21 protein-coding genes and 1 tRNA gene are annotated in these 23220 nt (G+C 68.8%); 13 read left to right on the top strand and 9 right to left on the bottom strand.

The window, feature by feature from the left end:
* Positions 1 to 4 precede the first annotated feature (4 nt).
* Both ACFO27_RS02990 and ACFO27_RS02985 read left to right on the top strand, forming a co-directional pair.
* Entirely contained in the window at positions 5 to 3115 is a 3111-nt protein-coding gene (locus ACFO27_RS02990; RefSeq protein ID WP_376815932.1) for an efflux RND transporter permease subunit, read from the top strand.
* Complete coding sequence (locus ACFO27_RS02985) at positions 3108 to 4658, top strand: efflux transporter outer membrane subunit (RefSeq protein WP_376815931.1); 1551 nt, start codon at positions 3108 to 3110, stop codon at positions 4656 to 4658. Before ACFO27_RS02990 ends, ACFO27_RS02985 begins: the two co-directional genes overlap by 8 nt.
* Here the strand turns inward: ACFO27_RS02985 and ACFO27_RS02980 are convergent.
* Together ACFO27_RS02980 and ACFO27_RS02975 are read right to left on the bottom strand one after the other, a co-directional pair.
* Positions 4651 to 5646: a Nudix family hydrolase gene (locus tag ACFO27_RS02980; RefSeq protein WP_376815930.1), complete on the bottom strand. Its 996-nt coding sequence runs from the start codon at positions 5644 to 5646 to the stop codon at positions 4651 to 4653. The two genes, ACFO27_RS02985 and ACFO27_RS02980, sit on opposite strands and share 8 nt — an antisense overlap.
* Positions 5647 to 5687: 41 nt before the next feature.
* Positions 5688 to 6527 carry an ATP-binding protein gene (locus ACFO27_RS02975; protein WP_376816395.1) on the bottom strand — a complete coding sequence of 280 codons (840 nt, stop codon included), beginning with the start codon at positions 6525 to 6527 and terminating at the stop codon, positions 5688 to 5690.
* A gap of 125 nt (positions 6528 to 6652) precedes the next feature.
* Here ACFO27_RS02975 and ispB point away from each other — a divergent pair, with 125 nt between their 5' ends.
* Together ispB and ACFO27_RS02965 are read left to right on the top strand one after the other, a co-directional pair.
* Positions 6653 to 7618 (top strand): octaprenyl diphosphate synthase, encoded by a 966-nt coding sequence (ispB, locus tag ACFO27_RS02970; RefSeq protein ID WP_376815929.1) that lies wholly within the window; start codon positions 6653 to 6655, stop codon positions 7616 to 7618.
* A 67-nt stretch (positions 7619 to 7685) separates the two neighbouring features.
* Positions 7686 to 7762 (top strand) — tRNA-Pro (locus tag ACFO27_RS02965).
* A 63-nt stretch (positions 7763 to 7825) separates the two neighbouring features.
* Here ACFO27_RS02965 and ACFO27_RS02960 read toward each other — a convergent pair.
* Positions 7826 to 8992 (bottom strand): PQQ-dependent sugar dehydrogenase, encoded by a 1167-nt coding sequence (locus ACFO27_RS02960; protein WP_376815928.1) that lies wholly within the window; start codon positions 8990 to 8992, stop codon positions 7826 to 7828.
* A 166-nt stretch (positions 8993 to 9158) separates the two neighbouring features.
* On the opposite strand from ACFO27_RS02960, the gene ACFO27_RS02955 reads away from it, so the two are divergent.
* Positions 9159 to 10604: an NAD-dependent succinate-semialdehyde dehydrogenase gene (locus ACFO27_RS02955; RefSeq protein ID WP_376816394.1), complete on the top strand. Its 1446-nt coding sequence runs from the start codon at positions 9159 to 9161 to the stop codon at positions 10602 to 10604.
* 16 nt (positions 10605 to 10620) lie between these two features.
* Here ACFO27_RS02955 and ACFO27_RS02950 read toward each other — a convergent pair whose 3' ends face one another.
* The gene (locus ACFO27_RS02950; RefSeq protein WP_376815927.1) at positions 10621 to 11433 is read right to left on the bottom strand and encodes an IclR family transcriptional regulator; all 813 of its coding nucleotides are present in this window, start codon (positions 11431 to 11433) and stop codon (positions 10621 to 10623) included.
* Positions 11434 to 11769: 336 nt separating this feature from the next.
* Here ACFO27_RS02950 and ACFO27_RS02945 point away from each other — a divergent pair, with 336 nt between their 5' ends.
* The 6 genes from ACFO27_RS02945 to ACFO27_RS02920 are packed head-to-tail and all read left to right on the top strand — an operon-like array spanning position 11770 to position 16401.
* Positions 11770 to 12516 carry an SDR family oxidoreductase gene (locus ACFO27_RS02945; protein ID WP_276809093.1) on the top strand — a complete coding sequence of 249 codons (747 nt, stop codon included), beginning with the start codon at positions 11770 to 11772 and terminating at the stop codon, positions 12514 to 12516.
* A gap of 34 nt (positions 12517 to 12550) precedes the next feature.
* Positions 12551 to 13408: a fumarylacetoacetate hydrolase family protein gene (locus ACFO27_RS02940; RefSeq protein WP_376815926.1), complete on the top strand. Its 858-nt coding sequence runs from the start codon at positions 12551 to 12553 to the stop codon at positions 13406 to 13408.
* Between the two features lie 5 nt (positions 13409 to 13413).
* Positions 13414 to 14085, top strand: coding sequence for an amino acid ABC transporter permease (locus ACFO27_RS02935; protein ID WP_276809096.1), 672 nt, complete (start codon positions 13414 to 13416; stop codon positions 14083 to 14085).
* A gap of 1 nt (position 14086) precedes the next feature.
* On the top strand, positions 14087 to 14737 hold the full coding sequence (locus ACFO27_RS02930) for an amino acid ABC transporter permease (protein ID WP_276809098.1): 651 nt from the start codon (positions 14087 to 14089) through the stop codon (positions 14735 to 14737).
* Between the two features lie 40 nt (positions 14738 to 14777).
* Positions 14778 to 15599: a transporter substrate-binding domain-containing protein gene (locus ACFO27_RS02925; protein WP_276809100.1), complete on the top strand. Its 822-nt coding sequence runs from the start codon at positions 14778 to 14780 to the stop codon at positions 15597 to 15599.
* 55 nt (positions 15600 to 15654) lie between these two features.
* Entirely contained in the window at positions 15655 to 16401 is a 747-nt protein-coding gene (locus ACFO27_RS02920) for an amino acid ABC transporter ATP-binding protein (RefSeq protein WP_276809101.1), read from the top strand.
* On the opposite strand, the gene ACFO27_RS02915 is transcribed toward ACFO27_RS02920, so the two are convergent.
* The 5 genes from ACFO27_RS02915 to ACFO27_RS02895 are packed head-to-tail and all read right to left on the bottom strand — an operon-like array spanning position 16395 to position 20707.
* Positions 16395 to 17681 carry an L-fuconate dehydratase gene (locus ACFO27_RS02915; protein ID WP_376815925.1) on the bottom strand — a complete coding sequence of 429 codons (1287 nt, stop codon included), beginning with the start codon at positions 17679 to 17681 and terminating at the stop codon, positions 16395 to 16397. The genes ACFO27_RS02920 and ACFO27_RS02915 overlap by 7 nt on opposite strands.
* 49 nt (positions 17682 to 17730) lie before the next feature.
* Positions 17731 to 18555, bottom strand: a complete 825-nt coding sequence (locus tag ACFO27_RS02910; protein WP_376815924.1) for a transporter substrate-binding domain-containing protein — start codon at positions 18553 to 18555, stop codon at positions 17731 to 17733.
* Positions 18556 to 18604: 49 nt separating this feature from the next.
* On the bottom strand, positions 18605 to 19339 hold the full coding sequence (locus tag ACFO27_RS02905) for an amino acid ABC transporter ATP-binding protein (protein WP_376815923.1): 735 nt from the start codon (positions 19337 to 19339) through the stop codon (positions 18605 to 18607).
* Positions 19340 to 19366: 27 nt separating this feature from the next.
* Positions 19367 to 20014, bottom strand: a complete 648-nt coding sequence (locus tag ACFO27_RS02900; protein WP_376815922.1) for an amino acid ABC transporter permease — start codon at positions 20012 to 20014, stop codon at positions 19367 to 19369.
* A 9-nt stretch (positions 20015 to 20023) separates the two neighbouring features.
* Positions 20024 to 20707, bottom strand: coding sequence for an amino acid ABC transporter permease (locus tag ACFO27_RS02895; protein WP_376815921.1), 684 nt, complete (start codon positions 20705 to 20707; stop codon positions 20024 to 20026).
* Between the two features lie 171 nt (positions 20708 to 20878).
* Here ACFO27_RS02895 and ACFO27_RS02890 point away from each other — a divergent pair, with 171 nt between their 5' ends.
* Together ACFO27_RS02890 and ACFO27_RS02885 are read left to right on the top strand one after the other, a co-directional pair.
* Positions 20879 to 21637: a FadR/GntR family transcriptional regulator gene (locus ACFO27_RS02890; protein ID WP_376815920.1), complete on the top strand. Its 759-nt coding sequence runs from the start codon at positions 20879 to 20881 to the stop codon at positions 21635 to 21637.
* Between the two features lie 50 nt (positions 21638 to 21687).
* The gene (locus ACFO27_RS02885; RefSeq protein ID WP_376815919.1) at positions 21688 to 23208 is read left to right on the top strand and encodes a UxaA family hydrolase; all 1521 of its coding nucleotides are present in this window, start codon (positions 21688 to 21690) and stop codon (positions 23206 to 23208) included.
* The last annotated feature ends 12 nt before the right edge of the window (positions 23209 to 23220 follow it).

Genomic DNA, 23220 nt, shown 5'->3' with positions numbered 1-23220 from the left:
CGGCATGAGGTTCTTCGCCCTGTTCCTGCGCCGGCCGGTGGGCACGTCCCTGCTGTGCCTGGCGCTGGTCCTGGCCGGGGCGCTGGCGCTGCGCTTCCTGCCGGTGGCGCCGCTGCCGCAGGTGGATTTCCCGATGATTTCGGTCTCGGCCTCGCTGCCGGGGGCCAGCCCGGAAACCATGGCTTCCAGCGTGGCCATGCCGCTGGAGCAGTCGCTGGGCGCGATCGCCGGGCTGGACAGCATGAGTTCGCGCAGCAGCGAGGGCCAGACCGACATCTCCCTAATGTTCGAACTGGACCGCGACATCAACAGCGCCGCGCGCGACGTCCAGGCCGCCATCAACGCCGCGCGGCCCATGCTGCCCTCGGGCATGCGCAACAATCCCACCTACCGCAAGGTGAACTCCTCGTCCTCGCCCATCATGACGTTGGCGCTGACCTCGGACACCGCCACCCGCGGCGAGCTCTACGACCTGGCGTCCACTGTGCTGGCGCAGAAGCTGGCGCAGGTCAACGGCGTGGGCCAGGTGACGCTGGGGGGCAGCTCGCTGCCGGCCGTGCGCGTGCTGGTGGACCCGCGCGCGCTGGAATCCATGGGGATTCCGCTGGACCGCGTCCGCCAGGTCCTGCAGGACGTGAATTCGCTGCGCCCCGGCGGGCTGGCGCGGCGCGGCGACACCCAGTGGCAGATCCACTCCAACGGCCAGCTGCGCAAGGCCGCCGACTACGCCCCCCTGGTCGTGGAATGGCGCGACGGCCGCCCCGTGCGGCTGAGCGACGTGGCGCGGGTGGAGGACTCGGTCGAGGACACCAACCAGGTCGGCTATTTCAACGACCGCCCCGCCGTGCTGATGATCATCCGCCGCCAGGCCGACGCCAACATCATCGAGACCGTCGACGCCATCCGCGCGCTGCTGCCGGAATTCCAGGCGCTGCTGCCGGAGCAGGTGCGCCTGACCGTGGCCCAGGACCGCACGCCCAGCATCCGGGCCTCGCTGTTCGAGGCCGAACTGACCCTGGTGCTGTCGGTCGTGCTGGTGGTGGCCGTGGTGCTGGCCTTCCTGGGCAACTGGCGCGCCGCCCTGATTCCGGCCGTCGCCGTGCCGGCCTCGCTGGTCAGCACCTTCAGCCTGATGTGGTGGTTCGGCTTCACCCTGAACACGATTTCCCTGATGGCCCTGATCGTGGCCACCGGCTTCGTCGTGGACGACGCCATCGTGGTGTTGGAAAACATCATGCGCCACGTGGAGCGCGGCATGCGCCCTGCGCGCGCCGCCCTGCGCGGCGTGACCGAGGTGGGCTTCACCGTGCTGGCCATGAGCCTGTCGCTGATCGCCGTGTTCATCCCGCTGTGGCTGGTGGGCGGCCTGGTGGGGCGGCTGTTCAAGGAATTCGCCGTCACCCTGTCGGTGGCCATCGGCGTATCCCTGCTGGTGTCGGTGACGCTGACGCCGGTCATGGCGGCGCGCTTGCTGCGCGCGCCGGCCGCGCACGAGCCGCCGCCCCGGGGCCTGCTGCGGCGGTGGCTGCGCCGCTGCGGCCAGGCGGGCGAGGCCGCCTACCGGCGGTCGCTGCGCTGGTCGCTGGACCACGGGCGCATCGTGCTGCTGCTGCTCCTGGCCACGGTGGGCCTGAACGTGTACCTGTACGCCAGCATCCCCAAAGGCTTTTTCCCGCAGCAGGACACGGGTCAGCTGATGGGCTTCTTCCGCGTCGACACCGGAACGTCCTTCGGTGAGACCCAGGCCCGGCTGGACGCGTTCCGCCGCGTGCTGCTGGCCGACCCGGCGGTGGATACCGTCACCGCCTACGCCGGCGGGCGCGGCGGCAGCAATTCCAGCTTCATCCAGGTCCAGCTCAAGCCCCTGGGCGAGCGCACGGCCAGCGCCAACGACGTTGTCAACCGCCTGCGGCCCCGCTTCGAGCACACACCCGGGGCGCGCATGTTCCTGGTGCCGCAGCAGGACATCTTCGTGGGCCATTCCTCGCGGTCCGGCTCCTATTCCTACATGCTGATGGGCAGCGACCTGGCCTTGCTGGGCCAGTGGCTGCCGCGCGTGCGCAACGTCCTGGCCGCGCTGCCCGAGCTGGTGGACGTCGACGACGACGTCGAGGACAAGGGCCGCCGGGTGGAGCTGGTCGTCGACCGGGAAGCCGCCCGGCGCCTGGGCGTGCAGATGGCGGACCTGGCGGGGGTGCTGAACAACGCCTTCAGCCAGCGGCAGGCGGCCGTGCTGTACGGCGTCCTGAACCAGTACCACGTCGTCATGGCGGTGCAGCCCCAGTACGCCCAGGACCTGCATTCGCTGCAGGCCCTGCAGGTGATCAACGCCGCCGGCGAGCGCGTCCCCCTGACGGCCTTCACCCGGATCACCGAGGGCACCGCGCCGCGCGCGGTCAACCACGAGGGCCTGCTGGCGGCCGATTCGGTGTCCTTCGGCCTGGCGCCCGGCGTGTCCCTGGACCAGGCGCTGACGGCCATCGACCGGGCCGTGGCGCGCATCGGCATGCCGACGCAGGAGCTGCAGGCGGGGTTGGACCAGAGCGCCGGCATGATGCGCGACGCGGTGGCGCAGCAGCCCTGGATGCTGGCGGCGGCGCTGGTGGCCATGTACCTGGTGCTGGGCATGCTGTACGAAAGCACCATCCACCCGATCACCATCCTGTCCACGCTGCCCTCGGCCGGCGTCGGCGCCTTGCTGGCCCTGCGGCTGGTGGGCATGGAATTCACCCTGATCGCGCTGATCGGCGTCTTCCTGCTGATCGGCATCGTCAAGAAGAACGCCATCATGATGGTGGACTTCGCCCTGCAGGCGCAGCGGCGCGAGGGCCTGGACCCGCGCGAGGCCATCTACCGCGCCTGTCTGGCGCGCCTGCGCCCGATCCTGATGACCACCCTGTCGGCCATGCTGGGCGCGCTGCCGCTGCTGCTGGCCACGGGGGCGGGGGTGGAGATGCGCCGGCCCCTGGGGCTGACGATCTTCGGCGGCCTGTTGGTCAGCCAGGTGCTCACGCTCTACACTACGCCCGTCGTTTACCTGAGCCTGGATCGCCTGCGTGGATCCCGCCGCCGTGCCTCTCCCCCGCCGCAACAGGAACCTGCCCCCCATGGCTGATCGCGTGTCCCCGCGTCGTGATCCGGACCCCGCCCCGGGGCGTCCGGGCGCCCGCTCCCCGCGCCGCGCCGCGCGCGCGCTGATGGCCGCCGCGGCGGCCCTGGCCTTGTCGGCCTGCGCCGTCGGCCCCGACTACCGGCGTCCCGTCCAGGACGTCGGGACGGCCTACGCCCACGCGCCGGAAGGCCGCTGGATCCCGGCCGACACCCAGCCGCGCGCGCTGCCCGCCGACTGGTGGACCCTGTTCGGTGACGCGGTCCTGGACGACCTGATGGATCGCATGCCCCGGGGAAACCTGGACCTGGCCCAGGCCGAGGCCCAGTTCCGGGAAGCCCGCGCCGCGCTGGATTCGGCGCGCGCCGGCCTGTTCCCCACGCTGGGCGTGTCGGGCTCCATGAACCGGGCGGGTGAGGGCGTGTCCGGGCCGGGCAATCCCGGCAACACCTACAGCCTGTCGGCCACCGCCAGCTGGGAAGTCGACCTGTGGGGCCGCGTGCGGCGCGACGTCGAGGCGGCCCGGGCCGGCGAGCAGGCCAGCGCGGCGGACCTGGACGCCATGCGCCTGAGCCTGCGCTCCACCCTGGCGCAGGCCTATTTCGGCGTGCGTTCCAGCCAGTTACAGGACGCCTTGCTGGCCCGCACGCTGGACGAATACGCCCGCGCGCTGGAGATGACGCGCAACCGCCTGGCGGCGGGCGTGGCGTCCCCGGCCGACGTGGCGGCGGCATCCGCGCAGCTGGACCAGGCCCGCGCCCAGCGCATCCGCCTGGGCTGGCAGCGCGAGCAGCAGATCCACGCCATCGCGGTGCTGCTGGGCCAGGTGCCGGCCAGTTTCCGCCTGTCCGGCGGCGCCGGCCTGCCGGCGGTGCCCGACGTGCCGGTGGGCGTGCCTTCGGCCCTGCTGCTGCGCCGCCCCGACGTGGCGGGCGCCGAGCGGCGGACGGCGCAGGCCAACGCGCGCATCGGCGTGGCGCAGGCCGCCTGGTTCCCCGACCTGACCCTGAGCGCCCAGGGCGGCTACCGGGCGGCGGAGTTCGCTTCATGGATCATGGCGCCCGCCCGTTTCTGGACCCTGGGGCCGGCCCTGGCGGCGAGCCTGTTCGACGGCGGCGCGCGCGCCGCCGCCGTGGCTTCCGCCCGCGCGGCCTACGACGCCCAGGCGGCCGCCTACCGCAAGACCGTGCTGGACGCCCTGCGCGAGGTCGAAGACGCCCTGGTCCAGTCGCAGGCGCTGGCCGAGGAACAGGCCGCCCGGGACCGCGCGCTGGCGGCGGCCCGCGAGACCCTGCGCCAGGTCACCAACCAGTATCGGGCCGGCCTGGTCGATTACCTGAGCGTGGTCCAGGCGCAGACCAGCGCCCTGAGCGCCGAGCAGACCTCGCTGGACGTGCGCGCCGAGCGCCTGACGGCATCGGCGCAGCTGATCGCCGCCCTGGGCGGCGGGTATTCGGCCGATCCGGCCGATTCGGCGCCTTCGGCCGCGCAGGCGGGGCCGGCTGATTCAGCAGCGGTTCCGGCCGGTCCGGCCGCCGCGGTCAACTGACCAGTCGGCCGCGGATCGCCGCGATCCCGTGCGCGCCGTGCCGGCGCGCGGCGTCCAGCGTATCCAGCGACTGGCCGCCGATGGCGAAGACCGGCCGGCCGGCGGCGTCCGCCAGGACGCGGAAACGGTCCCAGCCCAGGGCCGGCTGGCCCGGGTGGCTGTCCGTGTCCAGCGCGTGCCCCAGCACCACGAAATCGGCCTGGAGCTGGCGTGCGCATTCGATGTCCTCCGCCGTGTGGGCGGATACCCCCAGCCAGCCCGGCGGCCGCGTGTCGTCCCGCAGGACGCGGGCCGCGTCGGCCGCCCGCAACTGCACGCCGTCGGCCTCGGACCACCAGGCGGCCGGGTGGACGCTGTTGACCAGGCAGCGGGCCCCGTGCTGGCGGCACAGGGCCAGGGTGGCCGACCAGGCCTCGCGCAGCGAGGCCGGGTCGCCTTGCCAGTCCGGTTCACGGAACTGCACCAGCTGCAGCCCGCGCAGCAGCTCCTGGCGCAGTCCGGCCAGCCAGCCGGACAGCCGCCCGGGCTGGCCGATCCGGCTAAGGCGGTAGCGCGTGGGCAGGCGCAGCCAGCGCAGCGGCGGCGCGGCGGCCGGCAGCAGCGAGCCGCCGCCCGGGCCGATGGGATGTTCGGATTCGTCCAGGCGGATTTCCCAGGGGTCCACCCAGTCCAGCGCCTGATTCTCCCGGCCGTGGGGCTCGCCTTCCCAGGCGGTCACCTGGCAGAAGGCCAGCTCGACGATGGTCTTGGGGTATTCGTGCACGTGCACCACCCAGGGGTAGACGCGGGTGGCGCGGATGCCCAGTTCCTCGTCCAGCTCGCGCACCAGCGCCTGCTCGACGGTCTCGCCGGCCTCGATCTTGCCGCCGGGGAATTCCCACCAGCCGGGCCAGGCCTTGCCTTCCGGGCGCTGGCCCAGCAGCAGCCGGCCGCGGGAGTCGATGATCAGGCCGGCGGCCACGCGGATGTAGGGTTTGGAGTCAGTCATGGCGGATCGGAAACGATGCGAAGCAGGTGGGGAATGCGGCCTCAGACATGGCGGGCCATCCAGTCGCGCGCGAACTGGCGCGCCACCCGCCCGGACCGGGAGCCGCGCTCCAGCGCCCATTGGAGGGCCTCGGCGCGCGCTTCGCGGACCTGGGCGTCGTCGCAGCCGTGGGCCCGCAGCCAGTGGCCGACGATGTCCAGGTAGTCGTCCTGGGCGAAGGGGTAGAAGGACAGCCACAGGCCGAAGCGTTCCGACAGGGAGATCTTTTCCTCGACGGTTTCGCCGGGGTGAATCTCGCCGTCGGGCTGGTGCTGGGCCTCCAGGTTCTCGTGCATGTATTCCGGCATCAGGTGGCGCCGGTTCGAGGTGGCGTAGATCAGCAGGTTGTCGCCCGGCGAGGCCACCGAGCCGTCCAGCGCCGATTTCAGCGCCTTGTAGCCGGCCTCGCCTTCCTCGAAGGACAGGTCGTCGCAGAACACGATGTAGCGTTCCGGGCGGCCGTGGATGAGCTCGATGATCTGGCCCAGGTCACCCAGGTCGGACTTGTCGATCTCGATCAGGCGCAGGCCCCGGTCCGCGTGCGCGTCGAGCAGCGCGCGCACCAGGGAGCTCTTGCCCGTGCCGCGCGCGCCGGTCATCAGGACGTTGTTGGCCGGCTTGCCGTCCAGGAAGGCCAGCGTGTTGCGTTCGAGGATGGCCTTCTGCCGGTCGACGTGCCGCAGGTCGTCCAGGTGGATGGGGGCGATGCGGCGGACGGCTTCGAGCCAGCCGCGCTGGCCCCGGCGCTGCCAGCGGTAGGCGTGGGCCGTCCAGTCGATGGCGGGCGGGGCGGGCGGCAGCCAGGCTTCCAGCTGGGCCAGCACGCCCATCGCCCGGTCCATCAGCGCCTGCAATCGATCGTCTGCCACGGAATCTGCCACGGAATTCTCCTGAATGTGATGCGGAAAGTATAATCTGGCTCTTTGCGGCCGCCGCAGGCGGCTGCCCATCAGCATCCGGGTCCGTCTTGAACTTCTCAGAACTGTTCGCTCCCATCGTGTCCGACATGCGGGCGGTCGACGCCGTCATCCGCGCCCGCCTGGATTCCGAAGTCGTCCTGATCCGCACCATCGGCGATTACATCGTCGGCGCCGGCGGCAAGCGCATGCGCCCGGCCATGGTGCTGTTGGTGGCGGGGGCGCTGGGCTACCGGGGCGACAACCACCATCGCCTCGCGGCCGTGGTGGAATTCATCCACACCGCCACCCTGCTGCACGACGACGTGGTGGACGAGTCCGACATGCGGCGCGGCCGCGAGACGGCCAACGCCGTGTTCGGCAACGCCGCCAGCGTGCTGGTGGGCGACTACCTGTATTCGCGCTCGTTCGAGATGATGGTCGAATCCGATTCCATGGCCGCCATGGCGGTGCTGTCGGCGGCCACCACCATCATCGCCGAGGGCGAAGTCCTGCAGCTGCTGAACGTGCACGACCCGGACGTATCCCTGGACCGCTACCTGCAGGTCGTGCGCTACAAGACCGCGAAGCTGTTCGAGGCCGCCGCCCAGGTGGGGGCCATCATTTCCGGCGCGACGCCGGCGCAGGAAGCCGCCGCGGCCGCCTACGGCCGGCACATCGGCACGGCCTTCCAGCTGATCGACGACGTGCTGGACTACAGCGGCGACGTCCAGGCCCTGGGCAAGAACGTGGGCGACGACCTGCGCGAAGGCAAGCCCACCCTGCCGCTGATCCGGGTCCTGGAAACCGGCACCCCCGAACAGCGCGCCCTGGTCCGCGGCGCCATCGAGACCGGCGACGCCGACTTCGAGGCCGTGGCGCGCGCCATCCACGCCACCGATGCGCTGGACTACACCCGCCAGGCGGCCCGCGCCGAGGCCGATCTGGCCCGCGAGGCGCTGTCCGCCTTCCCGGATTCCGTTTATCGGGAAACTCTGCTAAAATTCTGTGCTTTCGCGGTCGAGCGCGACCGTTGAAATCTTCCCGTTGGCGGGGTGGTTGCCTGGCTTCTGGCCGGACGACGACTTTGCCTAGCAGCACCGTCGGGGTGTAGCTCAGCCTGGTAGAGTACTACGTTCGGGACGTAGGAGTCGCATGTTCGAATCATGTCACCCCGACCATTCATTCCGCAAAAACGCACGGCTTTTCGGCCGTGCGTTTTTGTTTCCGGGCGGCCGGATGGATCACTTCGCCGTGAGCCGCAGCAATCCGCCTCCGGCGCCGTCCTCGATCAGCCAGACCGCGCCGTCGGCGGCCACCGCCACGTCGCGGATGCGGCGGCCCAGCGACCAGCGGTCCGCCTGGCGAGCGGCGCCGTCCGCATCGAACACCACTCGCACCAGGCCTTCGGCGCGCAGGCCGCCGATCAGGGCCGAGCCCTGCCAGGCGGGGAATTCCGTCCCCCGGTAGAACGCCAGCCCGGCCGGTGCGATCACCGGGGTCCAGTACAGGCCCGGCGCGTCGAATTCGGGGCGGGTGGCGTGCCGGGGGATGGGCCAGCCGCTGTACTGGTCGCCGTTCGAGACTTCCGGCCAGCCATAGTTGCCGCCGGGCCGGATGCGGTTCAGCTCGTCGCCGCCGCGCGGCCCCATTTCGTGTTCCCAGAGCGCGCCGTCGGGAGCGAAGGCCAGGCCGTAGGGGTTGCGGTGGCCTGTGCTCCAGGTGAGCGCGCGGATCCCGCCCTGTCCGGCCATGGGGTTGTCCGGCGGCGCGGATCCGTCCGGGTCCAGGCGCAGGATCTTGCCCCGAGCGGCATCGGGATCCTGGGCCGTGTCGGGTTCCATCCGGTCGCCGACGGTCAGGAAGAGGTGCCGGCCGTCGGGCGAAAAGGCGATGATGCCGCCGGGCTGCCCGCCGCGGCTGGCGGGCCGCTGGCGCCAGAGGGTCTCCAGGTCGCGCAGGCGCGCCCGGCCGCCGGATTCTTCCAGCCGCGCGCGGGCCAGGATCAGGACGCCGCCCCCGTCCTCGGGCGCCACGCGGGTGAAATACAGCAGGCGGTCGCGGGCGAAGCCAGGCGAGGGGGCCACGTCCAGCAGGCCGTTCTGGCCCCGGTCGTAGGCCGCCGGCACGTCGTCGATGGCGGTCCTGGCGCCGGCCTGCGTGACCAGGAACATGCGGCCGGCCTTTTCGGTGAGGACCAGGCGCCCGTCGGGCAGGAAGGCGATCGCCCAGGGGCGGTCGAATCCGGCGATCCGCCGGACCGTGAACGGGACGTCGTCCCGCGCCGGGATCGGGCCGGCGTTTCCGGGCGCGGCGGCCGCCGGGGCGGCGCAGCGGGCGCCGGCCGGCGCCAGGGCCAGCAGCGCGGCAAGCGCCAGCGCGGCGGAGAGGAGGGAGCGGTTCGCCATCATGGGCATGCCTTCCGGGGATCGTCCGATCGGGGTTCCATTCCGGATTTATAGTCGGCGGACGCGAGGCCATCAAGGTGCTCGGCGGGGGTCTATACTCATCGGATCGGACGGCATCTCGTCCCATCCCCCCTCAATCTTCCGGTTCCGAACGATGACGACTTCCACGATGACCTCTCCCGCCTATCCCGATACCCGGCTCCTGATCGACAATCAATGGGTCGACGCGGCCGACGGCCGGACGCTCGACGTGCTCAACCCGGCCACCGGCCAGGCGATCGGCCGGGTGGCCCACGCCGGCGTCCCCGACCTGGACCGCGCGCTGGCCGCCGCCCGGCGGGGCTTCGAGACCTGGCGCGATACGCCGGCGCACGAGCGCGCCGCCCTGATGCGCCGCGCGGCGGCCCTGCTGCGCGAACGCGCGGAGGACATCGCCCGCCTGCTGACGCTCGAACAGGGCAAGCCGCTGGCCGAGGCGCGGGCCGAAACCCTGGCCGGCGCCACGCTCATCGAATGGTTCGCCGACGAGGGGCTGCGCGTGTACGGGCGCATCGTGCCGTCGCGCAATCTTTCGGCCCTGCAACTGGTCATCAAGGAACCGGTGGGGCCGGTGGCGGCCTTCACGCCCTGGAATTTCCCCATCAACCAGGTGGTGCGCAAGCTGGGCGCCGCGCTGGCGACCGGCTGCTCCTTCCTGTGCAAGGCGCCGGAAGAAACCCCGGCCTCGCCGGCCGCGCTGCTGCAGACTTTCGTGGATGCCGGCCTGCCGCCCGGCGTGGTGGGCCTGGTGTACGGCGATCCGGCGGAGATCTCCGGCTACCTGATCCCGCATCCCGTCATCCGCAAGGTCACGTTCACCGGCTCGACGGCGGTCGGCAAGCAGCTGGCGGCGCTGGCGGGCGCCCACATGAAGCGGGTCTCCATGGAACTGGGCGGCCACGCGCCGGTGATCGTCGCCGAGGACGCCGACGTCGAGCTGGCGGCCAAGATATCCGCCGCCGGCAAGTTCCGCAACGCCGGCCAGGTCTGCATCTCGCCCACGCGCTTCCTGGTGCACCGCAGCCTGGTCGATGAATTCTCCCGGGCCTTCGTGCGCCGCGCCGAATCCCTGACGCTGGGGGACGGCCTGGCCGAGGGCACCACCCTCGGGCCGCTGGCCAATGCGCGCCGCGTCACGGCGATCTCCCAGGTGGTCGAGGACGCGCGCCGCCGCGGCGCCGAGATCCTGACGGGCGGCGAGCGCGTCGGCGACGCGGGCAATTTCTTCGCCCCGACCGTGATTTCCGGGCTCACCACCGAGGCCGACCTGTTCAACAACGAGCCCTTCGGACCGGTGGCGGGCATCCGCGCCTTCGACCACCTGGACGAGGCCATCGCCGAGGCCAACCGCCTGGCCTACGGCCTGTCCGCCTACGCCTTCACCCGTTCGCTGCGCAATGCGCAGCAGTTGATGAGCCGGGTCGAGGCCGGCATGCTGTGGATCAACCAGCCGGCCACGCCCTCGGCCGAGCTGCCGTTCGGCGGGGTGAAGGATTCCGGCTACGGCTCGGAAGGCGGCCCCGAGGCGCTGGAGGCCTACCTGAACACCAAGGCGGTGTCGGCCGTGGGGATCTGATTCCCCGCCGCGGCGGTCAGGCGTCCTCGTCGGCGCCCAGCCGCCGCGACAGGCGCGCGCAGATGTCGGCCTGGATGCGTTTGACCTCTTCGATGGACGGTGTGGCGGCCGCGTCGATGCGCGCGATGTACGGCACGTTGACGGCGGCCACCACCTTGTGGTTCAGGCCGTGCACGGGGAAGGCGATGTTGGTGACGCCCTGGATCTGCTTGCTGGGCATCACCGAGCAGCCCGCGCGCCGCACGTCGGCGAGCAGGGAAAGCAGGTGGCCGGGGTCCATGTCGATTTCGCCTTCGACCTTGCTGTGGTTGCGCAGCATCCGGGCCCGGCCGGCCTCGTCCTGGTAGGCCAGCAGGATGTGCCCCGAGGACGTGTCCGTCAGCCCCATGAACGAGCCGGTCTTCAGCCCGAAGGACCAGCGGTCGGGGCCGTCGACCTGGGCGATGACCACGCTGCATCCCTGTTCGTACACGGCCAGGTGGCAGGACTGGCGCGCCCGTTCCGCCAGTTCGTTGAGCAGCGGCAGCGCCGTCTGGATCATGCGCTTGAGGGGCGGCTGGCGATGCGCCAGGCAGAACATCTTCAGCGTGAGCGTGTAGCGGTCGTTGGCGTCGGACTGGATGTAGCCGCGCCGGTGCAGGGCCACCACCATGCGGAAGATCTGGCTGACGTTGCGGTTCAGGGCGTCGGCCAGCTCCTTCAGCGTGCAGCCTTCGGCCGTCCTGCTGAGGACTTCCAGGATGTCCAGCCCCTTGTCCAGGGCGGGGGCGCTGTAGCGCACGGTTTCCCCGGCGGGGGCCGGATCGTCCGGCGGGTCGGTCATGTCCATTCGAGGCATCGTTTCCGGTTGAGCATGGGGCCGCTGGCGCATTCGCACGGCGATCCACTCGGCATCTTTATTTTTACCAGAAAAATTATAAATTCATATAGAAAATAAAAAACCGGGTTTTTACTGGGAATTTACAATTTATAGGGTAAATACTGAGCACAGGACCTGCTCTATCTTCTTGTTCATAAATGACTTATAGGTAAACATAGTCATCAATTCAAATAAGAAATTCATTTTCATACAAGGAAATGGTTTCTGCCACGCACTGAACCGGCGGTTCGATCCATGGAAGTCCGTGGACCGGTCCTCCGGCTCGCACGACAAGGAGCATGAACAATGGCAGGTCGTCTTTCCGGGAAAACCGCGCTCGTCACCGCGGCGGGCAATGGCATCGGCAAGGCCACGGCGCAGCGCTTCCAGAGCGAAGGCGCCCGGGTCATCGCCACCGACATCAACGAAGAGGCGCTGGGCGCGCTGCCGGGCTGCGAGACCCGCAGGCTCGACGTGACGGACCCGGCGGCCATCGCCGCGCTGGTGGCCGAGGTCGGCCCGCTCGACGTGCTCTTCAACTGCGCCGGCTACGTGGACAGCGGCTCCATCCTCGAATGCAGCCGCGAGGCCTGGGATTTCTCGTTCGGACTGAACGTCACGTCCATGTATGAAATGTGCCGCGCCGTGCTGCCGGGCATGCTCGACAAGGGGGCGGGGTCCATCGTCAACGTGTCGTCGGTCGCCTCCAGCATCAAGGGGGTGCCCAACCGCTTCGTGTACGGCACGACCAAGGCGGCGGTCATCGGCCTGAGCAAGGCCATCGCCGCCGACTTCGTGGGCCGGGGCATCCGCTGCAACGCCATCTGCCCGGGCACGGTCGAATCGCCGTCGCTGCGCGACCGCATGCGGGAGCAGGCGCAGGCGCAGACCGCCTCCCTTGACCAGGTGCGCGACGCCTTCGTGGCGCGCCAGCCGATCGGCCGCCTGGGCACCCCCGAGGAAATCGCCGCGCTGGCCGTCTACCTGGCCGGCGACGAGTCCGGCTATACGACCGGCGCCATCCACATCATCGACGGCGGCTGGGTCAACTGACGTTCCCCGCCACCGCCATTCCAGGAGGATTCGAATGAAACTGTTGCGCCACGGCCCGGTGGGCCAGGAAAAACCGGCTCTGGTCGATGCCCAGGGCCGCATCCGCGATCTGTCTCCCGTCATCGACGACATCACGGCCGAGACCCTGCGGCCCGCCGCGCTGGCCGCCCTGCGGGCGGTCGATCCGCAATCGCTGCCCCTGGTCGAGGCGCCGGGACGGATCGGCGTGCCGTTCCGCGGCCCGGGCAAGTTCCTGTGCGTGGGCCTGAACTACAGCGATCACGCCGCCGAGACCGGCGCCGAAGTGCCCGCGGAACCGGTGCTGTTCAACAAGTGGTCGCGTCCTTCGGGGGCCCATGATCCCATCGTCATGCCCCAGGGGTCGGTCAAGACCGACTGGGAAGTCGAACTGGGCGTCGTCATCGGCAGCAAGGCCCGTTACGTGTCCAAGGAAGACGCGCTGTCGCACGTGGCCGGCTATTGCGTCATCAACGACGTGTCCGAGCGCGAATACCAGCTCGAACGCGGCGGCACCTGGGACAAGGGCAAGGGCTGCGACACCTTCGGCCCCGTCGGCCCCTGGCTGGTGACCGCCGATGAAATCGCCGATCCGCAGAACCTGGCCATGTGGCTGGAAGTCAACGGCAAGCGCTACCAGGACGGCAGCAGCCGGACCATGATCTTCGACGTGGCCACGCTGGTGCATTACATCAGCCGCTTCACGACCCTGTACCCGGGGGACATCATCTCCACGGGCACGCCTCCGGGCGTCGGGCTCGGGCAGAAGCCGCCGGTCTATCTCAAGCCGGGCGACACGGTCCGGCTCGGCATCGAGGGCCTGGGCGAACAATGCCAGCGGGTGCTGGCCTGGGACGCGTCCCTGCTCGACTGACCGTCATGCACTACCAGTTCCAGTTCGACGCCGTCCTCGACTCGTGGCCCCTGCTGCTGCGGGGGACGCTGAACACCATCGAGCTTTCCCTGGGGGCCATGGTGATCGGCCTGCTGATCGCCATTTTCTGCTCCTGGGGCAAGAGCCATGGCGGCCGCCTGCTGCGCCTGGCGATCGACGCCTACATCGAGGTCATCCGCAACACGCCGTTCCTGGTCCAGCTGTTCTTCTTCTTTTTCGCCCTGCCGTCCCTGGGGGTGCGGATGACCGCGACGACGGCCGCCCTGGTGACCATGTTCGTGAATCTCGGCGCGTTCGCGACCGAGATCCTGCGCGCGGGCATCGAGGCCGTCCCCAAGGGGCAGGTCGAGGCCGGCCTGGCGCTGAACCTGAAGCGCTACCAGGTCTTCCTGCACGTCGTGCTGCGGCCCGCGCTGAAGACGATCTTCCCGGCGCTGTCCAGCCAGTTCATCCTGCTGATGCTGACGTCCAGCATCGTGTCGGCGGTTTCCGCCGACGACCTGGCTTCCGTGGCGGCCAACATCCAGTCAGAGACCTTCCGCAGCTTCGAGATCTACATCACGGTCACCATCATCTACTTCGCCCTGTCCCTGATGTTCATGGGCCTGTTCCGGCTGATCTGGCGCAATTGCCTCTATTACCCGGAGGGCCGTTGAAATGCGCGAACTTTCCGCGATGGATTTCGAGTCGATGCTGATGTCGGCGCGCTGGACGCTGGCCCTGGCGGCGATCGCGCTGGCCGGCGGCAGCCTGGGGGGGCTGGCGGTCGCGCTGGCCAGGACGGCGCGCAGCCGCTGGCTCGTCCACCCGGCGCGCGCGTTCATCATCCTGTTCCAGGGCACGCCCCTGCTGATGCAACTGTTCCTGATCTTCTTCGGCTTTCCGATCCTGGGGCTGGACGTCGACCCCTGGCTGGCCGCCGGGGTGGCGCTGATCCTGAACACCAGCGCCTTCCTGGGCGACATCTGGCGCGGCTGCATCGAAGCCGTGCCCCGGGGCCAGACCGAGGCCGCCTGCGCCCTGAACCTGAGCGATTTCGACCGGCTCCGGTACGTGGTGCTGCCGCAGGCGTTCAAGATCGCCGTGCCGCCCACCGTGGGCTTCATGGTGCAGATCATCAAGGGCACGTCCCTGACGGCCATCATCGGTTTCACCGAGCTGACCCGCACCGGCCAGATCATCAACAACGCCACGTTCGCCCCGGTCGCGGTGTTCGCGTTCGTGGCCTTCCTGTACTTCTGCATGTGCTGGCCGCTGTCCCGGCTGTCGCGGCGCCTGGAGTACCGGCTGTCGGCCTCCCTGCGCTGATCGCCGCGTTTCACACAATGAACCACCAAAGGAGATCATCATGCAAAGTCTGGCTCTGTCGAAAATCCTGAAAAGGCTGCTGGTCCCGGTCCTGGGCGCGCTGCTGGCGGCTTCGGCGGGCTCCGCCGCCGCGGCCGACAGCTACTGGCAGCAGGTGAAGGACCGCGGCACCATCAGGGTCGGTGTCCTGGTCGACTGGCCCCCCTACGCGGCCGCGGACGCCCAGAACCAGCCCAGCGGCTACGACGGCGGGGTGGCCAAGCTGCTGGCGGACCACTATGGCCTCAAGCTGGAATACGTGGTCATGACGGGCCCCAACCGCATTCCGTTCCTGCTGACCGACAAGGCCGACGTGCTGGTGGCTTCGCTGGCGATCACGCCCGAGCGCGAAAAGCAGGTCCAGTTCTCCCGGCCCTATTCGGCGGCCAGCATGGTCCTGCTGGGGCCCGTGGACGTGGGCATTTCGTCTCCGGCGGATTTCCCCAAGTACAAGATCGGCGTGCCTCGCGCCAGCACGACGGACATCGGCGTGACCAAGGTCGCGCCCGAAGGCACGAAGCTGCATCGCTTCGACGACGACGCCTCGGCCCTGCAGGCCATGCTGGTCGGCCAGATCGACGCGGTCGGCACTTCGTCGGTGATCGCCGCCGACGTGCAGAAGCGCTTTCCCGGGAAGTACAAGGTCCTGTACGTGATCAACGAACAGCGCATGGCGATCGCCATGCGCAAGGACCGGCCCGAACTGCTGAAGGCGATGAACGATTTCATCGCCGCCGATCTGGCCAACGGCAAGCTGAACGCGCTGTTCGAGCAGTGGCTGCATACCCCCCTGCCCGAATCGGTCACCCATCCCGCCCAATGATCCACCCGCATGCCGCGGCGCGCGGACGATCGCGCGCCGCCCAGGACCGCCGCTCATGAAAGACAATCAGCCCATCATCCGGTTTTCCGGGGTCGAGAAATGGTACGGCCAGTTCAAGGTGCTCAAGGACATCGACCTCGAGGTCGCGGCCGGCGAGCGCATCGTCATCTGCGGGCCGTCGGGTTCCGGCAAATCGACGCTGATCCGCTGCATCAATGGCCTGGAGACGATCCAGCGGGGCCATATCGTCGTGGCCGGCATCGACATCACCGGGGACCGCCACAACGCCGAGAAGATCCGGCGCCACGTCGGCATGGTGTTCCAGCAGTTCAACCTGTTCCCGCACCTGACCGTGCTGGAGAACTGCATTCTTTCACCCATGAAGTCCCAGGGCCTGGACAAGGCCGCGGCGCGCGAGATCGCCATGCACTACCTGTCGCGCGTGCGCATTCCCGACCAGGCCGGCAAGTATCCCAGCCAGCTGTCGGGCGGGCAGCAGCAGCGCGTGGCCATCGCGCGGGCGCTGTGCATGAAGCCGGAGATCATGCTGTTCGACGAACCGACCTCGGCCCTGGATCCCGAGATGGTCAAGGAAGTGCTGGACACCATGATCGAGCTGGCCTCGGACGGCATCACCATGCTGTGCGTCACCCATGAAATGGGTTTCGCACGCAGCGTGGCCGACCGGGTCATCTTCATGGCGGATGGCGAGATCCTCGAACAGGCGGCGCCGGACCAGTTCTTCGGCGCGCCCCGGCACCCCAAGGCGCAGGCGTTCCTCGGGCAGATCCTGAGTCACTGAGCCGGGCGGAAGCGGTAGCGCTCCAGGGATTCCCGCTTCATCTCGATCGAATAGCCGGGGCGGGTCGGGGGCATGTAGGCGGCCCGCCGGATCCGGCAGGGATCGACGAAGTGCTCGTGCAGGTGATCGACGTATTCGATGACGCGGCCTTCCTTGGTGGCGGCGAAGCACAGGTAGTCGATCATCGACAGGTGCTGGACGTATTCGCACAGGCCCACGCCGCCGGCATGGGGGCAGACCTTCAGTCCATGCTTGGCGGCCATCAGCATGACAGCCAGTACTTCGTTGACGCCCCCGAGCCGGCAGGCGTCGATCTGCACCACGTCCACCGCCGATTCCATGATGAACTGCTTGAACAGCACGCGGTTCTGGCACATCTCGCCGGTGGCGACCTGCATGCGGCCCCGCATGGCCTGGCGGATGCGCCGGTGTCCCGCGACGTCGTCCGGGCTGGTGGGCTCCTCGATGAACCAGGGCCTGGCGAAGGCCAGGCGTTCCAGCCAGGGGATGGCCTGGTCGACTTCCCAGACCTGGTTGGCGTCGATCATCAGGTGGCGGTCGTCTCCAAGGACTTCGCGGGCGATCCGCACCCGGCGAATGTCGTCCTCCAGGTCGCGCCCCACCTTGAGCTTGATGTGCGAGAAGCCGGCCTGTACGGCCTGCGTGGCCAGGCGGCGCAGCTTGTCGTCGTCGTAGCCCAGCCATCCGGCGGAGGTCGTGTAGCAGGGATAGCCGTCGCGTTCCAGCGTCTCCAGGCGCCCGGCCTTATCGGTGGCCCGCTGCGTCAGCAGTTCGAGCGCCTCGTCCGGCGTGATGCAGTCGGTGATGTAGCGGAAGTCGATCAGCCGGACGATCTGCTCCGGCGTCATGTCGGCCACCAGCCGCCAGACCGGCTTGCCCTCGGCCTTGGCCCAGAGATCCCAGACGGCGTTGACCAGCGCCGCGGTGGCCAGGTGGATGGCGCCCTTGTCGGGGCCGATCCAGCGCAGTTGGCTGTCCGAGGTCATGTGGCGCCAGAAACGCCCCATGTCCTCGGTGATCCAGTCCAGGTCCAGGCCGACCAGCCTGGGCTTGAGGGCCTCGATCGCGGCGCAGCAGATTTCCGTGCCGCGCCCGATCGTGAAGGTCAGGCCATGGCCCTCCAGTCCGTCGACGTCCGTGCGCAGGATGGCGTAGGCGGCCGAATAGTCCGGGTCTGGGTTCATGGCATCCGAGCCGTCCAGATGAGCGGACGTCGGGAAGCGGACGTCCAGTACTTCGATGGATTGGATGAGGGTCATGGTTGGGGCCTGTTCACACTGTTTGGGGAGATCGCGCCGGGCTGAGCGCCTATTTGCCTTCGGCCACGACTTCGGCCGGAAGATCGGCGCCGTGGTATTTCTTGTAGATGGCGTTCAGTTCGCCGCTCTTCAGGGTCTTGCGGATCAGCTCGTTCATCTTCTCGAGGAGCTGCGGGTTGTTCTTCGCCACGCCGATGCCCAGCATGGAGGTGGCCATGACGACCTTGGTGACCAGTGGCGGCTTGCCGCTCGCCGCCAGCTGCTTGTTCAGCGACGCGATGATGGCCGGCGCGCCGGAATAGATGTCCCCCCGGCCGCTGGTGACGGCGGTCATGGCGGTGGCGTCGTTCTCGAAGCGGACGATGTTCGTGCCGGCGGGCGCCAGCTTGGTGACGTTGGCGTCGTTGGTCGTGCCGCGCGCGGTCATCACGGTCTTGCCGGCCAGGTCCTTCATCGACGAGATGGGTTCGCTTTCCGGCGCGGCGATGACCGACTGGATGGCCGCGTAGGGAATGGTGAAATCGACGACCTCCTGGCGCTGCGGCGTGATCGTCAGGCTGGAAATCACCACGTCGGCCTTGTTCGTCAGCAGGAACGGGATGCGGTTGGCCTGCGTGGTGGGCACGATCTCGAGCCGCACGCCCAGGTCCTTGGCCAGCAGCTGCGCGGTCTCGACGTCCGAGCCGGTCTCCTTGAGGCTGGCGTCCTTCATGCCGTAGGGCGGCGCGTTGAGATCGATGGCGACGCGCAGGGTCTTCTGCTGCTGGATCTGTTCCAGCGTGTTGGCGTGCGCAGGCGCCTGGGCGGCCAGCAGCGCGGCGGTGGTCACGGCCAGGGCGGCCATGCCGCGGTTCAGGGGGAATGAGGTGATCATGGTGTGTCTCCTGTAGGAATGGTCGGCGCCATCCTGGCGCCTGGGCCGGTCAGAGCCCGTTGCTGACGAACTGCCGCAATTCGGCGGTCTGGGGGTTGCGCAGGATTTCCGCGCCGCCCTGTTCGTGGATCCTGCCCTCGTGCATGAAGATCACCCGATGGGCGACTTTCATGGCGAAGGCCATTTCGTGGGTGACCAGCACCATGGTCATCCCGCCCGCGGCGAGCTTTTCGATGACCCGCAGCACCTCGCCGGTGAGTTGCGGGTCCAGTGCCGAGGTCACTTCGTCGAACAGCATGAGCTGGGGGTCCATGGCGAGCGAGCGGGCGATGGCCACGCGCTGCTGCTGCCCGCCCGACAGTTGCTCGGGGTAGCAGCCGGCCTTGTCGCTCAGCCCGACCTGGGCGAGCACGTCGGCGGCGATCTTTCTGGCCTGCGCGGCGGGCAGCTTGCGCACCGAGCGGGGCGCGAGCGTGATGTTCTGCTCGGCCGTCAGGTGAGGGAACAGGTTGTAGCTCTGGAACACGATCCCCACGTCCTGGCGCAGCTTCTTCAGGTCGGCGCTGGAGATCCCCTTCCCGAAGGTATGGCCGCAGACCGTGATTTCCCCCTCGTCGATGATTTCCAGGTGGTCCATGCAGCGCAGGGCGGTGCTTTTCCCCGAGCCGCTCTGGCCGATGATGGCCACGATCTCGCCTTTCTGGATGCTGAGGTCGATGCCTTTGAGTACATGGTTGTCGCCGAACCGCTTGTGGACGTTGCTGAGGCGTACGACTTCCGTCATGGGAGGGCTCCTTCGGAGATCCGTGTCTTAGCTGCGCGCGATGGTCAGCTTGCGTTCGAGCCGGAGGCTGAACCAGGACAGGGGGTAGCAGATGAGGAAATACAGGACCGCCGCCGCGCCGAAATAGAGGAAGGGCTTGAAGGTCGAATTGTTGAGGATCTTGGCGTTGTAGGACAGCTCGGCGAAACCGATGACCAGGGACGCGAACGAGGTGTTCTTGACGATCTGGACCATGAAGCCCACCGTGGGCGGCACGGCGATCTTGAAGGCTTGCGGCAAGATGACCTTGAACATGCGCTGGATGCGATTCAGCCCCAGGCATTCGGCGGCTTCCCATTGGTTGCGGGGCACGGACTCGATGCAGCCGCGCCAGATTTCCCCGAGGAACGCGGCCGCGTGGACCGTCAGGGCCAGGACGGCCGCGAACAGCGGCGATGTCTCCGCGGCGCCGAAGATCGACGGCCCGTAGAAGCAGATGCCCATGATCACCAGCAGCGGCGTGCCCTGGATGACATTGATGTAGCCGAAGGCGGTGCTCCTGACGGCACGGCTGCCGGATACTCGCATCAGGGCGATGGCCAGGCCCAGCAGGGCCGAGCAGGCGAAGGTCAGGGCCGAGAGCAGCACGGTGCCCCACGCGCCGGCCAGCAGATACAGTGCTTGTTCCTGGTTCATGGCGATGCCTCAGAGCAGGGTGCCGAGCTTGCGCTTGCGCACGAACATGAATTTGCCGGCCAGCGCGAAGGCGCCCCGCACCAGGGCCGACATGGCTAGGTACACCACCCACAGCACGACGAAGACTTCGAAGTTGCGGAAGGTGAGCGCCTGGATGTTGCCCGCGATGCCGAACAGGTCTTCCGTCCCTACGGCCGACAGCAGGCTGGTCACCAGCATCAGCAGCACGAACTGGCTGGTCAGGGCGGGGTAGACGCGCTCCAGCGCCGGCACGAGGATGATGTGCCAGTAGACCTGGAAGGGGGACAGACCCAGGCATTCGCCGGCCTCGCGCTGGCTGCGGGGGACGGATTCGATCCCGGCGCGCACGATCTCGCAGGTATAGGCCGTGATGTTGATCACCAGGGCGAGGATGGCGCCGGTCAGGATCGACAGGGTGAGGCCGACGCTGGACAGACCGAAGATCAGGAAATAGCTCTGGATGATGAGGGGGGTGTTGCGGATGACTTCGACGTAGGCGCCCACGACTCGCCGCAGCAGGGGGCCGCCGGAGCTGCGGGCGATGGCGCAGCCCACGCCCATGACGAACCCCGCCAGGGTGGACCAGAATGACATCAGGAGCGTGGTCTCGACCCCCTGGAGGAACAGGGGCCAGTACTGCAGCACCGCGCCGAAATCGAATTGATAGGTCATGCTCGGGGCCTCGCTGGCCGGCCGGCGGCCGGTGAAGGGTTTCGATGGCTGGTGATAGTCTAAAAGGACTGACCGGTAAAACCAGTTATGGATTTCCCTGATTTTTGTATTACCGGTCTGACCAGATAAAATGAGCTGTCGGCGGATTTCGCCGGGGAGTGGAGATCCTTCATGGAAAAGGCAGCGGACGTTTCGATTCACGTCGTGGATCGCACGCGGGGGTACATGCAGGTGGCGGACGCCCTGCGCCGGGAAATCCGCCGGATGGACATCCCGGCGGGCGCGCGGCTGCCGTCCGAGCGGGAGCTCGCGCAGCAGCTCAGGATTTCCCGCCCCAGCCTGCGCGAGGCCCTGATCGTGCTGGAACTGCAGGGCGAGATCGAGATCCGGGTGGGGTCGGGCATCTACCTGAAGCGGGACGCCTCCGCGGGGGATGCCGATGCCGGCGCGGCGGCCCTGGTCGCCGACCATGATGTCTCGCTGATGGGCCACAGTCCGCAGGACGTGAGCCAGACCCGGTATTTCCTGGAGGGCGGGGTGGCCGCGCACGCGGCGCGATTCATCACCCGGGAGCAGCTCAGGACGCTGGGCGCCAGCGTCGAGGCCATGCGCCGGGCGGTCGGCACGCGCGACCGCACCGGGGACAAGCCCCTGGCCGACGCCGACCGCCTGTTCCACGTCACCCTGTCCTCCACGACCCACAACCGCCTGCTGATCCAGACGCTCGAAGAGTTGTTCGACCAGCGCTACACCCCGATCGGCGGCTCCATGCACCGCCTGTTCGACACCGAGTCGGTCTGGCTGGACGCCGTGCAGGAGCATCAGGAAATCTACGATGCCGTGGCGGCCCGCGATCCGTTGCAGGCCCAGGCCGCCATGTACCGGCACCTGACGCGGGCCCATGCCCGCCTGATGGCCGTGATCGGCTAGCGTACCGGCCGGATCCGTCGTGTCCGGCCCATTGATCCAGCGAGGCACACATGCAGAAACACGTCATCCGCCTGAACGAGGCGGACAATGTCCTGATCGCCGCCGAGCAGCTCATGCCCGGCGACCGGGTCGAGGACGTCGAGGTCCGGGGGCTGGTGCCGGCCGGCCACAAGCTGGCTGCCCGGGCGATCGCCGCCGGCAGCCCCGTCTACCGGTACGGCCAGGCCATCGGCGTGGCCAGTTGCGACATACAGGCCGGACAGCACGTCCACGTCCATAACCTGCACATGGTCGACCTGCATCGCGAATACGAGTTCTGCCGGCGGAAAAGGGACTGTCCGGTCGATCCCGGGCGGGACGTGTTCATGGGCCTGCGCCGTCCCGACGGACGCGTGGCGACGCGCAATTACATCGGCATCCTGACCACGGTCAACTGTTCGGCCACGGTGGCGCGCGCCGTGGCCGACCATTTCCGCCGGGACATCAATCCGGCGGCCTTGCGGGACTATCCCCAGGTGGACGGGGTCGTGGCGCTGACGCACGCCACGGGATGCGGCATGGCCTCGCAGGGCGAGGCCATCGACACCCTGCGCCGGACCCTGGCCGGCTACGCGCGCCATGCGAACTTCCATTCCATCCTGCTGATCGGCCTGGGCTGCGAGACGAACCAGATATCCGGCGTGATGGCGGCGGGCGAATTGCGGGAGGGGCCCCAGCTCCATGCCTATTCGATCCAGGACGCCGGCGGCACGGGCAAGGCCGTGGCGCAGGGCGTCGCCAGGATCCGGGACATGCTGCCGGCGGCCAACGCCGTGCGGCGGGAGCTCGTGTCCGCCTCGCACCTGGTGGTCGGGCTGCAGTGCGGGGGTTCGGACGGCTATTCGGGCATCACCGCTAATCCGGCCCTGGGGGCGGCGGTCGACCGGCTGGTGCGGGCCGGCGGGACGGCCATTCTGTCCGAGACGCCCGAAATCTATGGCGCCGAGCATCTGCTGACCCAGCGGGCGGCCAGCCGCGAGGTGGGCGAGAAACTGGTCGCCCGCATCGAGTGGTGGAAGGACTATTGCGTGCGCAACCATGCCGAGATGAACAACAATCCGTCGGCCGGGAACAAGGCGGGTGGGTTGACGACCATCCTGGAAAAATCCCTGGGCGCGGTCGCCAAGGCCGGCACGACGAACCTGAACGACGTCCTGTGCTACGCGGAGCCGGTCCGCGCGCGCGGGCTCGTCTTCATGGATTCCCCGGGATTCGATCCGGTCTCGGCGACGGGGCAGGTGGCCTCGGGCGCGAACCTGATCTGCTTCACGACCGGGCGCGGGTCGGCCTATGGCTGCATGCCGGCGCCTTCGCTCAAGCTCAGCACCAACAATGCCTGCTGGGAGCGGCAGGGCGAGGACATCGACCTGAACTGCGGGACGATCGTCACCGGGCAGGACACGGTCGAGGGGCTGGGCGAGAAGATCTACCGGCTCATCCTGGAAACCGCTTCCGGGACGCCCAGCAAGAGCGAACTGCACGGCTATGGCCAGAACGAGTTCGCGCCGTGGCAGATGGGGGCCACGGTCTGATCCCGCCGGCGG

This window comes from Castellaniella denitrificans (genome assembly GCF_042653765.1).
In the GTDB taxonomy this organism is placed as follows: domain Bacteria; phylum Pseudomonadota; class Gammaproteobacteria; order Burkholderiales; family Burkholderiaceae_B; genus Castellaniella; species Castellaniella denitrificans.
Note: the sequence above shows the minus strand (reverse complement) of the source record. Positions and strands in the feature narration are given on the sequence as shown.